This is a genomic window from Mycobacterium sp. IDUB_9, assembly GCF_055419505.1.
In genome coordinates, this window is record NZ_JBVAXU010000006.1 from 229,569 (window position 1) to 244,723 (window position 15,155).

The following is a 15,155-nucleotide window of genomic DNA, read 5'->3' on the forward strand; positions in this document are numbered from 1 at the left end:
TTCAGCCGGTCAGACGCGTTCCCGCCTGCTCGTCGACGGGCGCAAGGACGTCGATCACATCGATCAACGTGGCGCGGGCGTTGACTCTGGCCCCTTCACCTTCGTCCACCAATGATGCAACCACGGCTCCGTCGACGGCGCACACCAGGGCGGTGACCAACTCGGCCCGCACCGAGCGGCCCGAGCGTTCCACCACCTCGAGCACGGCATCGGTGCGCTGTTGCAAGATGCGACGTTGGATATCGCGCAACCCGGGCTGTCGGGCGCATGCGATGTAGCGCTCGTAGCGCGAGATCAACTCCTCGCTTCCGGGCCGCTCCAAAGATTCGCCCAGCAACAAATCGACCAGGACGCCCGCGGTCGACTCGGCACCGCGGCGCCGTCGCGACAAATTGGCCACACCGTCCCTCAGTTGCTCGGCCTCCCGGGTTCCGATGTATTCGACAGCCTTCCCGATGAGGTCGTCGAGAGACGAGAAGTAGTACGTCGTGGAGGCCAGCGGGAGGCCGGCCCGGCGTGCCACGGCACGATGCCGGACGGCGTCGAATCCGCCTTCACAAAGCAACTCAGCGGCCGCCCTGACGAGGGCGTACCGCCGACGCTCCCCTTTAGGGGTGACCGCTGCCGTCACCTTCCACATGCTGCCAGCACGGTCCCGTCCACATCGGGCTTTCGGCCAATCATCAGGCTCTACTCAGGTTTTTCAGCGCGCCGGTAAGGCCGCGAGAATGCCACTGACCGATGCTCTTGTCGGGCGATGGCAAGATGGCCCGCATGCCCAATTTGAGCCGCCGCGCAATCTTGCGCCTCGGCGTCGGTGCGGCCGCCGGTGCCGCCGGCGCCTTCGCCCTCGCCTCCGCACCGGGTTCGGTGGCCAGCCCCGTCACAGCGCCCACGATGACAAGCGGCTCGTTCACCTCGGCCGCCCGCGGCGGGACGAACACCAACTGGGCCATCGCGCGCCCGCCCGGTCAAACCGGCAAACTCCGTCCGGTCATCGCCCTGCACGGCAAAGGTCAGGATGCCGCCGGTGTGATGGCCGGAGGCGTGGAGCAGGGCCTGGCGGAGGCCGTGGCAGCCGGGTTGCCGCCGTTCGCGGTGGTCGCCGTCGACGGCGGTGGAAGTTACTGGCACAAACGCGCATCCGGTGAGGATTCGGGCGCGATGGTGCTCGACGAGCTGATCCCGCTGCTCGGCGATCAGGGGCTCGACACCTCGCGAGTGGGATTCCTGGGCTGGTCGATGGGCGGCTACGGCGCGCTGCTGCTGGGTTCGCGTCTGGGACCTGCGCGTACCGCCGCGATCTGTGCGGTCAGCCCCGCGCTGTGGACCTCTTCGGGTGCCGCCGCTCCCGGCGCCTTCGACAGCGCGGCGGACTACGCCGCCAACACCGTCTGGGGCCAGCCCGCGCTGGGATCGATCCCGATCCGGATCGATTGCGGTAACAGTGATCCGTTCTATTCGGCCACCAAGCAGTTCATCTCCGAACTGCCCAATCCGCCGGCCGGTGGCTTCTCCCCCGGTGGGCACGACGGCAGCTTCTGGAGTTCGCAGCTGGCCGCCGAGATATCCTGGATGGCCCCGCTGCTGGTCGCCTGATCCTTCGGTGAGCGCTACAGGGTGATGTGCCCTTCGGCAGCGGCCAGACCGATGTCACTGCGGAAGTGACTGCCCGGCAAGCGAATCGACTTGGCGAGCGCGTACGCCGCGTCGCGAGCGGCAGGTAGGTCGGTACCGGTGCCGACGACCGAGAGCACCCGGCCACCCGAGGACACCACCTCGCCGTCTTCGCGGCGCGCGGTGCCGGCATGCAGCACACCGTCGGCTTCCGATCCGTGAATCACGTCGCCGACGCGCGCCCGCCCCGGGTAGTTCTCCGCGGCCACCACCACGGTTACGGCGTAGCCGGCGCGCCACTGCAGGTCGCCGAAGGAGGCGAGCTCGCCGGTGGCCGCGGCGTTCAGCAGTTGCCCGAGCGGCGAATCCAGCAGGGCCAGAACCGATTGCGTCTCCGGATCGCCGAAGCGGCAGTTGAACTCCACCACCGCCGGACCGTTCGAGGTGATCGCCAAGCCGGCGTAGAGCAGGCCCGAGAACGAGCTGCCCCGGGCAACCAGTTCGGCCGCAACAGGTTTGACGACCTCGTCGACGATCTGGGTTTTGATCGGGTCCGGCAGCCAGGGCAGCGGGGCGTAAGCCCCCATACCGCCGGTGTTGGGCCCGGTGTCTCCGTCGCCGACCCGCTTGAAGTCTTGGGCAGGCAGCAGCGGGACCACGCTGGCGCCGTCGACGACACAGAACAACGACACCTCGGGTCCGTCCAGGAACGACTCCAGCAGCACGGGGTGTCCGGAATCGAGCAGGCTGGCTGCATGCGCCCGGGCGGCGTCGCGATCGGCGGTGACCACCACGCCCTTACCGGCGGCTAGGCCGTCGTCCTTGACCACCCAGGCAGCCTGGCCGGCGGGCGGACCGAAGCGGTCCAGCGCAGCGTCCAGGTGGGCCGGGTTGTCGACGATCTCGCTGCTCGCCGTCGGCACCCCCGCCGCGGCCATGACGTCTTTGGCGAAGGCCTTGGAGCCCTCGATGCGGGCGGCGTCCTTGCTCGCGCCGAAGCAGGCGATTCCGGCGGCCCGCACGGCGTCGGCGACGCCGAGCACCAGCGGAACCTCGGGGCCGATCACCACCAGGTCGCTGTCGAGGCGTTGAGCCAACTTCACCACGGCCTCGCCGGAGGTGATGTCGACGTCGTACTGGTCGGCAATGGATTGGGTCCCGGCGTTGCCGGGAGCCACCGCCAACTCCTCCACCTGCGGGTCGCGGCGCAGGGCCAGCAGCAGGGCGTGTTCACGGGCACCGGATCCGATAACGAGGACGCGCACGGTCGTAGCGTAGCGGGAGACTTACGGGCATACACCTGATGCAGGAGTGTATGGTCGAAACCGAGGACTGTGCCCGCCGTCACACAAGGAGATGACCTCGGCATGACAACCATGAGCGCCTGCCCGTTCGGCGCCGGCTACGACTTCACCGATCCCGACGTCCTGCTCCGCGGAATCCCTGTCGAGGAGTTCGCCCAACTGCGCAAGACCGCCCCGGTGTGGTGGAACGAGCAGGGCGAATCGATCTTCAACGACGGCGGCTACTGGGTGGTCACCCGTCACGAGGACATCAAGACCATCTCGCGCGACGGCGGCGCCGTGTGGTCGACCAACGCCAAGGGTGCCGTCATGCGCCTTCCCGAAGGCGTGACCGCCGAACAGCTCGACCTCACCAAGGCGCTGCTGATCAACCACGACGCTCCCGAGCACACCCGGCTACGCAAGCTGGTGTCGCGACTGTTCACCCCGCGTTCGGTGGCAGCGCTGGAGGAGAAACTGGCCGTCGCCGCCCGCGACATCGTCGCCGCGGCGCGGGAACGAAACTCCGGCAATTTCGTCGACGACGTGGCGATGCCGCTGCCGCTGCTCGCCATCGCCGACCTGATCGGCGTCCCCGAGGCGGACCGGGAGAAGTTGTTCCACTGGAGCAACGCGATCATGAACACCGACGACCCGGATTTCGATGCCGATCCGACGATGGCCAACGCCGAACTGATGGGCTACGCGTACAACATGGCCGAGCAGCGGCGCCAGTGCCCGGCCGACGACATCGTCACGCGGCTCGTGCAGGCCGATGAAAGCGGCGAAGGCATCACGGAAGTGGAATTCGCGTTCTTTGTGATCCTGCTGGCCGTGGCCGGCAACGAGACCACCCGCAACGCCATGACGCACGGTATGAACGCATTCCTCGAAAACCCGGACCAGTGGGAACTTTTCAAGCGCGAACGCCCAGAGACCGCGGTCGACGAGATCATCCGCTGGGCCACCCCGGTGCACTGCTTCCAGCGCACCGCCCTGGTCGACACCCAGATCGGCGATGTCACCGTGAAAGCCGGACAGCGTGTCGGTCTGTTCTACAGCTCGGCCAACTACGACGAGGAAGTGTTCGAATCCCCGTTCCAGTTCAATATTCTGCGCAACCCGAACCCGCACCTGGCCTTCGGCGGCAACGGCGCGCATTTCTGCATCGGCGCGAACCTGGCGCGGATGGAGATCAAGCTGATGTTCAACGAGATCGCAGATCAGATTCCGGACATCACCAAACTGGCCGAGCCCCAACGTCTCCGGTCCGGATGGATCAACGGCGTCAAGGACCTGCAGGTCTCGTACCGCGGTTGACCGGCGGCTTGGCCGATCCGTTGTTCTAAGATTCGCCCATGCGAACGCACGGGTGGTCCGGCTCGGCGCCGGCCAGCGACGAGGAGGCCATTGCCCGCATCCTCGTCGCTGCCGGCAACGCCATCGATGAGCGCGGCGCCGACTTCTCCATCGCCGACGTGGCCCGCACCCTCGGTGTGACCCGGCAGACCGTGTACCGCTATTTCCCCAGCACCGATGCTTTGCTGGTGGCATCCGCGGTGCACGCGGCCAGCGACTTCCTGGACCGGGTGGCCGCCCACGTCAAAGGCACGACCGATCCGGTAGAGGCCGTCACCGAGTCCATCGCCGTCGCCCTGGAGTGGCTGCCCGAGGACAAGCACATCGGTTTGCTCGTGGCTCCCGGGCGCGCGAACGTGCACACCGAATCGGTGACCTCGGACGTGGCGGTCGACTTTGCCCGGGCCATGATGCGCATGCTCGATGTCGACTGGGCCGCGCTCGGCTACACCGACGCCGATCTCGATGAACTCGCCGAGCACCTCCTGCGGATCATCCAGTCCTTCGTCATCGATCCGGGCCGGCCTCCACGCACCGGCGAAGCGCTGCGCAGCTACCTGCGCAGGTGGGTCGGCCCCGGGGTGGTCGCCGGGAAGTTTGCGCCCGAGAGGCCGTCCGCCGGGATTTAGGCGGGTTCAGCACGTCAACGTCGTTCGAAATGCTGGTAGTCGATCGGGTCATGCCAATGCCCGCCCCACCGCCAGCCACGCTCGGCGAAGCTCCGCACCACCAAGTCACCGTCGCGGATCATCCCCTGATCGGTGCGGGAGCGGTCCAGATACGCCCGCGCAGTGACCGGCTGCAGGTCGCCGGAGGCTGAGATGTACGGGTTGATCAGGGGGTTGACGTCGACCGCACGGCCGTAGGCGTGCAACGACCACGATCCACTCGGCAACGGCCGGCAATTGAACGCCGAGGTGTTGTTGTCCTGCATGGACAGCTCGTCGTCGGCGCGTGGATAGTGGTCCACCGTGCGCATCTTCTCGATCGGGAATCGCGCCGAATACAGCTCCCCGAAGATCGCGATCACATCGCTGACCACACCGCGGTGCACCACCAGGTCACCCCGGTGAGAACGGCCGTCAAAACCGATGTACGACAGGGTGATTCGGCGCAGCTCGGTGGGCGGCACCGGGCATCCCGGTCGCCAGCTGGCACCCAGCGCGGCCTGGTCCACCGGTCGCACCCGCGCCGGTTGCTCCGCCACCGAGCCGGGCCGCGGAGTCTGCGGCGAGGAGGCGGCAGTTCCCGGCACCGAATGGGGCGTACTACCGGCACACGCCGCCGTGCACCCCGTGAACAGACTCACCACCAGGGCACATGCGCAGACCGTTGCGATGCCCACCCCGCGACTGTAGATCGCGGAACTGGCAAATCCGCCGGCAGCGCCCAGGCCTCGGCAAATTGGCGTCGGACCAGCCGTTTGCCGGGATTTAGACTGATTGCCTCGATAGGAGGCAGGTATGGGCGCACTCGACGCCTTCTACACGACGTGGTCGCAGGCGCGCACCACGTTCGGTGAGGGTGCCCCGACAACAGGCGACGCGTTCGACGGCAGCGCGCAGCTGCGCCAGATGCAATCCACGATCGAATCCGCAGCACCCGACGACCGCTGGCAGGGCACCGCCTCGCAGGCGTATGCCGCCAGGAACGCCGAACACGCCGCCGTCTATGGCAAACTCGCCGATCTGGATCAACGCATGGCTACCGAAGTCACTCGGGCAGCCGATGTGGTCACCGCTGGTCGGCAGAACCTCGCGCAGACCCAGAGTTGGGTTAGCAGCATGGATGCGTCGATCCCGCCGGGCAAGACCGGCGAGATCATGCGGGTGATCCTCGCCAGTAAGGGGATCGGCCAGATCAGCGACGTCGTCACGCAGTCCACGAGCGACATGAGCGAGATCGGTCGACGCATCGAGGAAATCCGGACGGAATACGATGCGGTCGCGGGCGAGAAGGCGGGCGCCGGTGCGCCAGGATTGCCCGAAGGTAATCCGCCTCCGGTCGATCCACTCGACGAGCTCAAGCGCAAGTACCAGGTCGACGAGGACCCTGATGGCGCGTTCGATTGGGAACCGGCATGGCCGCTGAGCCTCGGCACCGATCCTAAACACGTGACCGCCACCGAGGCACGGATGCTCGAGAAGCTCACTCCCGCAGCACTATGGGACCTCAATCAGACCAAAAAGGCCGCCGAAGCCGAGGCAAAGGAGCGGTTCCCACCGCCGAGAAACCCCGAAGACACCGCTGACAACCACACCGACGCTTTTCGGCATGCGTACTGGAACGCACTGATGACACAGCGATTCGGTGAAGAGTGGACCCGCGACTTCGCGACGGCACACGAACGGCTGCCCAACAACCCAGCCACCGCCGAGGCCATGGATCTGCACAACAACGAAATCGGACGGAACATCGCATCGGCCAATCCCGATGCCACGCCCGCACAGTTGGCAGACCTTGTCGAACAAGCCGTGAGACGCGGCGACACGGTCGTGGTCGCGCCCGACGGCGGAGGGGAAAAGCTCGCCTGGAGCGATACCGTCAAAGAAGGCGAAGCCGGTTACACGTCGAACTCGACAGTGCCCGGTCAGGCTCCGACTCCCACCGGTGCCGGGCCTGGCGGAATCTACGACCCCGGCGAGCCGGGGGGCTACGGAACATCAGCAGGAGGGTATTGATTGTGGCCGGATTATCAGCAGTACGCGTGGCTCTTTGCGTGTTGCTGCTGTGTTTCTCTCTCACCAGTTGCGACCTGGCTAGACAGGCGATGAGGCAGTCAATGGATGTCGACTACAACGACCCGAAGCTCAACGATGGCCTGGAAAGCCTTCTCCACGAGAAGAAGACAGGCCGCCTCCGCGACTTCACCAGCTGGGACTGGGACGAGGTGCATCTCTTCCACGAATACTCGGAACGTGACTTCATCGAGGAGACCGTCGGCGCACCGGTAATCAAGAATGACTTCTACGATTCCAAGGCCAGCCTGCTGATCTTCGAACTCAACGGAAAACCCGTGAAGGCCGCCGGAATCAGCGGCGATTACCTACGCGGTGAGAATTTCCGGGTGACCTGGCCGACCGACGTGATGCTGCGACCGGAGGGCGGCGGCTACCTGACGCTGACATTGCCTACCAGTTAGCAGCCATCCGATGAAGGCATCGAAGGAGCGGGAGTTGCGCCGCCGGTGGCGCAAGGTGCAGGGCCGAGCAACCAACCGCGCCTCAGTGGAGCAACGGGCATTTCCACGGCCCTGACCCCGAGCAATGTTGACCCGCCAAGGATGAGGCGCCTGTGATCCGTGCCAGCGCAGCGTTGTGTTGCATCACCTTGTTGTCGGCAGCGTGCGGGCACGGCGGTCCAACAGCGCCCACCGCCACTCCGAGCACGAAGGCGGTTGCCGCCGAGGTACTTTCCGTCGACGACGTCCGAAGCATCTCCGGTATCGCCGGATTCCACGACGTCCCGGAATTGGACGTCGCCACACCTTCGGCCATCCCGGACACACCCGCAGCATGTCGCGCGGTGTTCGACCCGCCCGCGGTTTTCGGCACCACCTGGAAAGCGTTCCGCTCCGTCGGTTACAGCGCCGATCTTGACGCTCCGGTACTTCCGATCATGGCAGATGTGCGCCAGGCAGTTGCCGTCTATCCAGACGCAACGACGGCGCAGGCGGCATTCGACCGGCTCACAACGGCGGTACCCGGCTGCACCTCGACGGGTACCGCCTACTACCGCCGCTCAGCGGAGGCGCCAGACCCAAACACCCTGCTGCTCAACAGCAGAGAAGCCGACGGAGCCCAGGACGCATATCGGCTCACTGGCACCATGCTGATCAACTCAAGTGCGCTCGGCCTACCCGACAGCGAGCGCGTCACGCTGGAAGTTCTCGACAGGCTCGAAGATGCACAGCATTAGCACGCCCGCGCCAACGGTAGCTGGGGTCACCGCGGATTACCTCCGGAGCGAGGATCACCGCGCGACATTCCCGGCCGACGTGATCGTGCGGCCTTGGGGTGACGGGTATCTAACGCTGACTGTTCCTGCCGGCTAGAAACCCGCACCCCGCCGCCAAACTTCGAATCACACCACCGTCAGTGGCAATGACTTCCGTGGCTCGAACACGAACTCCGCCCCACCGCTGAACTTCACCACCGCGACTTCACCGAATTCCTTTGCTGCGGTCTCGGTTTCAATCACCCTGGCGGTCCACTCCGCGTCCGATCCGAGAACCTCGACGGAAAGGTGCGGGTCGACGGCGGCGACGATGGCCTGCAGGGGACGCGTCTCGGCCGGCGAAACCAGGGCCACCCAGGAACCGTCCTCATGCGCCGGCGAGCGACGCACGGACACCGCGTCGGGACCGAACTCGGCATCGACGTAGGCGGCCGGGTTGAGCAACGGATGCAGTTCCAGCACGCGCACCGCACCTTCGATGCCGCCGGGCAGGCCCAGCGCCTTGTGGATACGCTCGGCACCGAGGCCCGCCACACCGATCAGCTGCTTGGTGCAGATGTCGGTGGCGAGCGCGGTGTCGGTACCGGCCCGCTTGCCCACCGCGAGGATGAACGACAGGTTCAGCAGGTGCATCTGCAGGCATACCTCGTCGGCCATCCGGACCAGCGCGGAATGCGAGAACGCCGCGAAATCGAAATCGGACACCAGCGGCCCCGAGTAGTCGGAAGCGCCCTCGTCGGATGGATCGATCGGGTCCAATTCTGTTCGCGCAGCCCGGGTCCGGCCGATCACATCGAGCGCCGGGATGTCATCGACCTCCGGGTATGACTCATCGATGATTACCGTCCAGGCGCAGTGCGGCTGCCGGTCGGCGGGTGCGCGGGGCGGCCGGTGGATCGGGCGCACCTGACATTTGCGGTTGGTGGCCAGCGCGGTGGCGTCGAAGGTCGGGTCCTCGATGTCGTGGCACATGCCGCGAACGTAGTCCTCGCCCATCGGCTCGACGTCGAGCAGCGCACCGCAATGATCGAGGTGGAATTCACCGTGCCAGCGATCGTGGACGGTGTAGCGGAAATCCATGAACTGCGGCGGGGCGCCGATGTCGAGTTGGAGACCCTTGAAGATGGTGATGACGTCGACGCCTTCGTAGCGCAACGCCTTCTGCATGCGTCGGGTGTAGATGGGGCTGGATGCCGCCCACTCCTCGATCGCGATCTGCAGCATCTCTTCGCGGCCGAAATTGCTGATGCACCAGGCCATCCCGGAGCGGTCGATCATCTGCCCCATGAGCAGCAGCTCGGGCACCAGCTTGACCAGCTCATCGTGGGTCAGCGAGGCATATCTACTTGTCATCGAGCTCGCTCCCGGTATTCATCTTGACTGCGGCGTTCACATTGGCGCGCCGGTCTTCGTCAAGGCCCTTCTCGGCGGCCTTGCGCCGCTTGGCCACCACCTTGGACACCGTTCCGTTGAGGCCGGAACCGAGCGGGAAACCGAGGTACTGGGTGAGGAAGATGGCGATGTCCTTGAGCTCTTCCTCGGTGAACTCGCCGTTGAACAGCGCGGCGTTGACCTGGATCTCGGCGAGGTCCTGCGAGCCGACGGCGGTCACTGCCGACAACGTCATCAGTCGCTTTTCACGCATCGACAGTCCGGGCTTGTTCCAGATGGTGCCGAACAGGTGGTCGACGGTGAGATCGAAGTATGGATCCCCTTCGATGTTCGGCATCTCCCAGCCGTAGACCTCGTTCATCTTGGCCAGGCCCTTGGCCCGCAACTCGTCCATTCTTCGATCCTCTCTAGCCGACTTCGCCGTGTGAAGCCGTGTGCGGCACACCGAGTCCGGCGGCCAGATCCCGCAGCGCGATCTCCGCCAGCGGGAGTTCGACGCCGGTGTCCTCGCCAAGCCCGAGCGCCAACCGCAGATCCTTCTCGGCAAGACCCCGCGTGTGGACGAACATGTCGTAGATCCAGTGATCCGACGCCAACGGTGACGTGTCGTCACGGACCATGATCGCGCCCGGCCCGCCGCTCTGGGCGTCGCTGTGTCGCACGACCCGGCCGAGCTTTTGCAGGTCGATCCCCGCCGCTTCGGCGAGCTTCTGCGCCTCGCATGCGGCGGCGAAGCCGATGAACGTCAACATGTTGCGGGCGATCTTCATCCGGGTACCCGCTCCGGGTTCCCCAGCGCGGACCACCATCGAGGCCCACTGCTTGAAAACGGGCTTGACCAAGTCGTACGCGTCGTCGTCTGCACCGACCATGACAGCCAGTTCACCCTTGTCCGCCGCGCCGGCCCCACCACTGACCGGGGCATCGACGATACGAATTCCTTTGGGCCGCAGCTGGTCTGCCAACTCTCCGGCCGTACCGGGCTCGATCGTGGAGTGGATGGCGATCACGGTGCCGGGCTTGGCGTGCGCGGCGAGTTCGGAAACCACGTCTCGCACTTGTGCGTCGGTCAGCACCGTGACGCTGATGACGTCGGCCTCGGCGACACCGGCGACGCTGTCCGCAGGGGTCGCCCCGAGCTCGACCAGCGGGGCCACGGCCTCGGCGCGCACGTCGAAGACGATGAGTCCGCCGGGCCAGTCGGCCAGTCGCTTGGCCATCGGTGCGCCCTGATTACCGAGGCCGATGTAGCCGAGTTTCAGCGGACTCATGAGCGGATGATCTGTCCGCCGTCGACGTTGAAGATCTGGCCGGTGATCCACTTGGCCTGGTCGCTCAACAGGAACAGGCACATGCCGACCAGGTCTTCAGGCTGCCCCATGCGGGACAACGGGATTCCCTTGACGATGTCGTCCACCATCTCCTTGGGCGTGGTGGTGCGGTTGGCCTCGGTGTCGATCGGGCCGGGCGCGATGGCATTGATGCGGATGTTCTGTCCGCCGAGCTCACGCGACAACTGCTGGGTGAGGCCGTTGATACCGACCTTGGCCAGGCCGTAGTAGTTGGCGTACAGCCAGGCCGCGGTCGAGGACTGGTTGACGATCGCCCCACCGCCACGCTTGGCCATCTTGCGGTACACGGCGCGGGTGCACACCAGCGCACCGTCGAGATTCACGCTCATGAACTTCTTGTAGTAGTCCCAGTCGACGGTGAGCAGGAAGTCGAGCTTCATGCCGCCGAAGATCGCGGCGTTGTTGACCAGGTGGTCGATCCCACCGAATTCCGAAAGCGTCTGCGCGGCCATGTCCTTGGCCGAGTCGATGTCGGAGACGTCGACGCGCACCGCCAGGGCGTTGCCGCCCTCGCCCTTGATCCCGTCGGCGACCTTCTGCGCACCCTCGATGTTGATGTCGGCCACCACGACCGCCGCGCCCTCGCGTGCCAGCGCCTCGGCGTAAGCCTGGCCGATGCCGCCGCCGGCCCCCGTGACGATGGACACCTTTTCTTTGAAATCCGAGTCGAACTTCGTCATTAGCTGCTCCTTACTGAGCCAGAGTCGCGATGGTTTTGATTTCGGTGTATTCCTCGAAGCCGGCCAGGCCCATCTCGCGGCCGACCCCGGACTGCTTGTAGCCGCCGAACGGGGCATCGGCCGAGTACCAGATGCCGCCGTTGACATTGACGGTGCCGACCCGCATGCGAGCAGCCACGGCCTGGGCTCGTTCGTCGTCGCCGGAGAACACCGTGCCGGACAGCCCGTACGGCGAATCGTTGGCGATGCGGACCGCGTCGTCGTCACCGTCGTGGGCGATCACGGTCAGCACTGGACCGAAGATCTCCTCACGAGACACCCGCGCGGTGTTGTCCAGGCCGGCGATCACGGTCGGCTCGATGAAAAACCCGGTGTCCAGGTCAGCCGGACGCCCACCGCCGCAGGCGAACCGGCCGCCTTCCTGCAGAGCCAGATCCAGGTAGGACTGCACCCGGTCGCGCTGGCGCGCCGAGATCAGCGGCCCGCACACCGTGCGCTTGCTGTTCGGATCGCCCGGCTTGATCCCACCCAACGTGGCCGCGGCGATCTCCACCGCCTCGTCGTAACGTGCGCGGGGTACCACCAGGCGCGTCGTGATCGCGCAGCCCTGACCGGCGTGCATGGCCACGGTGAAGGCCGACATCGAGCAGGCCCCGGCCAGGTCGGCGTCGTCGAGCACCAGGAATGCCGATTTGCCACCGAGCTCCAGGAACACCTTCTTGATGGTCAGCGCGGCGTCAGTCATCACTGCACGCCCGGTCGCAGTCGATCCGGTGAACGAAACCATGTCCACCCGAGGATCTTTGGACAGCAGCGCACCCACCGAGTGATCGCTCGAGGTGACGATGTTGATCACGCCGGCCGGGAAATCGGTCTGCTCGGCGATGATCTGGCCGATGGCCGCCGCCGCCCACGGAGTGTCAGGGGCCGGTTTGAGAATCAGGGTGTTACCTGCAGCCAGGGCCGGGCCGACCTTGGCCAGGTTGATCTGGTGCGGAAAGTTCCACGGGGTGATGGCACCGACGACACCAACGGCTTCGCGGGCGATCTTACGGTTGGTGGGGATGCCCTGCGGGGTGGCGTAGCCGAGATCGGTTGTCCACTCGTAGTTCTCGGCGGCATCAGCCGAAAAAGCCAGGTCGTCGATCGGGCCTTCCAGATGCGCGCCGGCGGTGAGCATGCGCGGGGCACCCACCTCTGCGATGGTGAGTTCCCGCAGTTCCTCGACATTTTCGCGCAATGCGTCACGCAGCTGACGCAGGCAGCGCACCCGCAGCGCGTGGTTCGTCGACCAGTCGGTGTCGTCAAATGCCCGACGCGCGGCGTTAATTGCATTGCCCATGTCCTCGGCGTTGGCGTCGGCAGCGACGCCGAGCACCTCCTCGGTGGCGGGATTGACGGTCTCGAATGCTCCGCCACCCCCGGCGACGAGTTTGCCGTCGATAAGCAGCTGACTCTGGCGATCGGCCAGTACCGGCATTGGTGAACTCCACTTCACGAATTCTGGACAACTGTCCGGCTGTCTCGTCTCGAACGATAGCCGCAGATAATGTCGAGCCGCAAGGGTGGGCCCCAGGCCTGCTCATCCGGCGTCAAAATGACCAGTTCATCGCAGCCTTTCCGGATCCACACTTGCTGAACCTCGACATCGTCGGATAACTTGGACATGTGTCCAGCGATGCCGTGTCCGCAGTCACAGAACCCGCTCCGGAGCCCGAGAAGGAATCGCCGCGCAACCGCCGGCAGGAAGAAACCTTCCGCAAGGTCCTGACCGCGGGAACCGAGATGCTGCGCGAATCGTCCTACGCCGACCTGACCGTGCGCGCAGTCGCCGCACGCGCCGGCGTCGCGCCCGCCACGGCCTACACGTACTTTTCGTCGAAGAACCACTTGATCGCCGAGATGTACCTGGACTTGGTCAGCCAGTGCCCTTACTTCACCGACGTGAACGACTCCATGACCACCCGCGTCGACCAGGCGCTCCGCGCACTGACCCTCGTCGTCGCCGACGAGCCCGAGGTCGCCGCCGCCTGCACCACGGCCCTGCTGGGCGGCGGCACCGATCCGGCGGTGCGCAAGGTGCGCGACCGGATCGGCGCCGAGATCCACAAACGCATCCGTTCGGCAGTCGGACCGGATGCCGATTCCCGCGTCGTCTCCGCCCTGGAGATGACGTTCTTCGGCGCGCTGGTCAATGCCGGCAGCGGCGCCTTCACCTACCGCCAGATCGCCGACCGGCTGACCTACGTCGTCGGGTTAATCCTGGGAGAAGACAAATGAGTTTGCAGGAAGTCGAGCCGATCCTCGACCCGTACGACTACGACTTTCACGAAGATCCGTACCCGTACTACCGCCGCTTGCGCGACGAGGCGCCTCTCTACCGGAACGACGAACGCAAGTTCTGGGCCCTGTCCCGGCACAAGGACGTCGTCGCCGGCTTCCGCAACAGCGTCGCACTGTCCAACAAGCACGGCGTCGCACTCGACCCGATCTCGCGCAACGACGAGGCGCACCGGGTGATGTCATTCCTGGCCCTCGACGATCCGGCCCACCTGCGGCTGCGCACCCTGGTGTCCAAGGGCTTCACCCCGCGACGCATCCGCGAACTTGAAGGCCGGGTCACCGAGATCGCGGTGCAGCATCTCGATGAGGCGCTGCAGAACAACGCCTTTGACTACGTCGACGACTTCGCGGGCAAGCTGCCGATGGATGTCATCTCCGAATTGATGGGTGTACCGCAGGAGGACCGGGTGCGCATCCGCGCGCTGGCCGACGGGGTCATGCACCGCGAGGACGGCCTCGCTGACGTTCCCGAATCGGCCATCGCCGCCTCGGGTGAGCTGCTGGTGTACTACGCCGACATGGTCAAGCAGCGCCGCAAGGCGGTCAGCGACGACCTGACCTCGGCGCTGGTGGAAGCTGAGATCGACGGCGACAAGCTCACCGACGACGAGATCATGGCGTTCCTGTTCCTGATGGTGGTCGCCGGTAACGAGACCACCACGAAATTGCTGGCCAATGCCGCATATTGGGGATTCAAGAACCCTGACCAGCTGGCCCCCGTATTCGAGAACCACGAGCTGATTTCCCCGTGGATTGAGGAGACGCTGCGCTACGACACCTCAAGCCAGATCCTGGCCCGCGCTGTCGTCGAGGACATGACGTTCTACGACACCACGGTTCCGGCCGGCGACGTGCTGGTGCTGCTGGCCGGTTCGGCCAACCGCGACGAGCGCGTCTTCGAAAACCCAGACCAGTACCAGATCGGCCGCGACATCGGTTCGAAGCTGGTGAGTTTCGGCAGCGGTGCCCACTTCTGCCTGGGCGCGCACCTGGCCCGCATGGAGGCCCGGGTGGCGCTGACCGAGTTGTTCAAGCGAATCCGCGGATACGAGGTCGACGAGGCCAACGCTGTCCGCGTCCACTCCAGTTCCGTACGAGGATTCGCGCATCTCCCAATTTCGGTGTCCCACCGATGAAGCCCAATTTCGGTGTCCCGCCCCAGAAACCCATCA

Annotated in this window: 16 protein-coding genes; 8 read left to right on the forward strand and 8 right to left on the reverse strand. The window is 65.6% G+C overall.

Annotation, left to right across the window (positions count from 1 at the left end):
• Position 1 precedes the first annotated feature (1 nt).
• Positions 2–640, reverse strand: a complete 639-nt coding sequence (locus tag ACZY08_RS24145) for a TetR/AcrR family transcriptional regulator (RefSeq protein WP_463747018.1) — start codon at positions 638–640, stop codon at positions 2–4.
• A gap of 125 nt (positions 641–765) precedes the next feature.
• Here ACZY08_RS24145 and ACZY08_RS24150 point away from each other — a divergent pair, with 125 nt between their 5' ends.
• Positions 766–1,599 (forward strand): alpha/beta hydrolase, encoded by an 834-nt coding sequence (locus ACZY08_RS24150; RefSeq protein ID WP_463747230.1) that lies wholly within the window; start codon positions 766–768, stop codon positions 1,597–1,599.
• 14 nt (positions 1,600–1,613) lie between these two features.
• Here ACZY08_RS24150 and purD read toward each other — a convergent pair whose 3' ends face one another.
• Positions 1,614–2,882, reverse strand: coding sequence for a phosphoribosylamine--glycine ligase (gene purD / locus ACZY08_RS24155; protein WP_463747017.1), 1,269 nt, complete (start codon positions 2,880–2,882; stop codon positions 1,614–1,616).
• Between the two features lie 102 nt (positions 2,883–2,984).
• Here purD and ACZY08_RS24160 point away from each other — a divergent pair, with 102 nt between their 5' ends.
• Both ACZY08_RS24160 and ACZY08_RS24165 read left to right on the forward strand, forming a co-directional pair.
• Positions 2,985–4,220 carry a cytochrome P450 gene (locus ACZY08_RS24160; protein ID WP_463747016.1) on the forward strand — a complete coding sequence of 412 codons (1,236 nt, stop codon included), beginning with the start codon at positions 2,985–2,987 and terminating at the stop codon, positions 4,218–4,220.
• Positions 4,221–4,258: 38 nt separating this feature from the next.
• Positions 4,259–4,888: a TetR/AcrR family transcriptional regulator gene (locus ACZY08_RS24165; RefSeq protein ID WP_463747015.1), complete on the forward strand. Its 630-nt coding sequence runs from the start codon at positions 4,259–4,261 to the stop codon at positions 4,886–4,888.
• 14 nt (positions 4,889–4,902) lie between these two features.
• Here the strand turns inward: ACZY08_RS24165 and ACZY08_RS24170 are convergent, their stop codons facing one another.
• Complete coding sequence (locus ACZY08_RS24170; RefSeq protein WP_463747014.1) at positions 4,903–5,604, reverse strand: M15 family metallopeptidase; 702 nt, start codon at positions 5,602–5,604, stop codon at positions 4,903–4,905.
• Positions 5,605–5,722: 118 nt separating this feature from the next.
• On the opposite strand from ACZY08_RS24170, the gene ACZY08_RS24175 reads away from it, so the two are divergent.
• The 3 genes from ACZY08_RS24175 to ACZY08_RS24185 all read left to right on the forward strand — a co-directional run bounded on the left by ACZY08_RS24175 (position 5,723) and on the right by ACZY08_RS24185 (position 8,177).
• Entirely contained in the window at positions 5,723–6,940 is a 1,218-nt protein-coding gene (locus ACZY08_RS24175) for a DUF6973 domain-containing protein (protein WP_463747013.1), read from the forward strand.
• Positions 6,941–7,041: 101 nt separating this feature from the next.
• Positions 7,042–7,401 (forward strand): hypothetical protein, encoded by a 360-nt coding sequence (locus ACZY08_RS24180; RefSeq protein WP_463747012.1) that lies wholly within the window; start codon positions 7,042–7,044, stop codon positions 7,399–7,401.
• 152 nt (positions 7,402–7,553) lie between these two features.
• Complete coding sequence (locus ACZY08_RS24185; RefSeq protein ID WP_463747011.1) at positions 7,554–8,177, forward strand: sensor domain-containing protein; 624 nt, start codon at positions 7,554–7,556, stop codon at positions 8,175–8,177.
• A 165-nt stretch (positions 8,178–8,342) separates the two neighbouring features.
• On the opposite strand, the gene ACZY08_RS24190 is transcribed toward ACZY08_RS24185, so the two are convergent.
• From ACZY08_RS24190 to ACZY08_RS24210, 5 genes are read right to left on the reverse strand one after another with little or no spacing between them, the layout of a single operon-like run.
• Positions 8,343–9,569, reverse strand: a complete 1,227-nt coding sequence (locus ACZY08_RS24190) for a hypothetical protein (RefSeq protein ID WP_463747010.1) — start codon at positions 9,567–9,569, stop codon at positions 8,343–8,345.
• Complete coding sequence (locus ACZY08_RS24195; RefSeq protein ID WP_463747009.1) at positions 9,559–10,002, reverse strand: carboxymuconolactone decarboxylase family protein; 444 nt, start codon at positions 10,000–10,002, stop codon at positions 9,559–9,561. The genes ACZY08_RS24190 and ACZY08_RS24195 overlap by 11 nt, the downstream gene beginning before the upstream one ends.
• 13 nt (positions 10,003–10,015) lie before the next feature.
• A complete protein-coding gene (locus ACZY08_RS24200; protein WP_463747008.1) occupies positions 10,016–10,879 on the reverse strand; it encodes an NAD(P)-dependent oxidoreductase in 864 nt (287 codons plus the stop codon).
• A complete protein-coding gene (locus tag ACZY08_RS24205) occupies positions 10,876–11,640 on the reverse strand; it encodes an SDR family oxidoreductase (RefSeq protein ID WP_463747007.1) in 765 nt (254 codons plus the stop codon). The genes ACZY08_RS24200 and ACZY08_RS24205 overlap by 4 nt, the downstream gene beginning before the upstream one ends.
• Positions 11,641–11,650: 10 nt before the next feature.
• A complete protein-coding gene (locus ACZY08_RS24210; RefSeq protein ID WP_463747006.1) occupies positions 11,651–13,120 on the reverse strand; it encodes an aldehyde dehydrogenase in 1,470 nt (489 codons plus the stop codon).
• 188 nt (positions 13,121–13,308) lie between these two features.
• Here ACZY08_RS24210 and ACZY08_RS24215 point away from each other — a divergent pair, with 188 nt between their 5' ends.
• Together ACZY08_RS24215 and ACZY08_RS24220 are read left to right on the forward strand one after the other, a co-directional pair.
• Complete coding sequence (locus ACZY08_RS24215) at positions 13,309–13,920, forward strand: TetR family transcriptional regulator (protein ID WP_463747005.1); 612 nt, start codon at positions 13,309–13,311, stop codon at positions 13,918–13,920.
• A complete protein-coding gene (locus ACZY08_RS24220) occupies positions 13,917–15,119 on the forward strand; it encodes a cytochrome P450 (RefSeq protein ID WP_463747004.1) in 1,203 nt (400 codons plus the stop codon). Before ACZY08_RS24215 ends, ACZY08_RS24220 begins: the two co-directional genes overlap by 4 nt.
• The last annotated feature ends 36 nt before the right edge of the window (positions 15,120–15,155 follow it).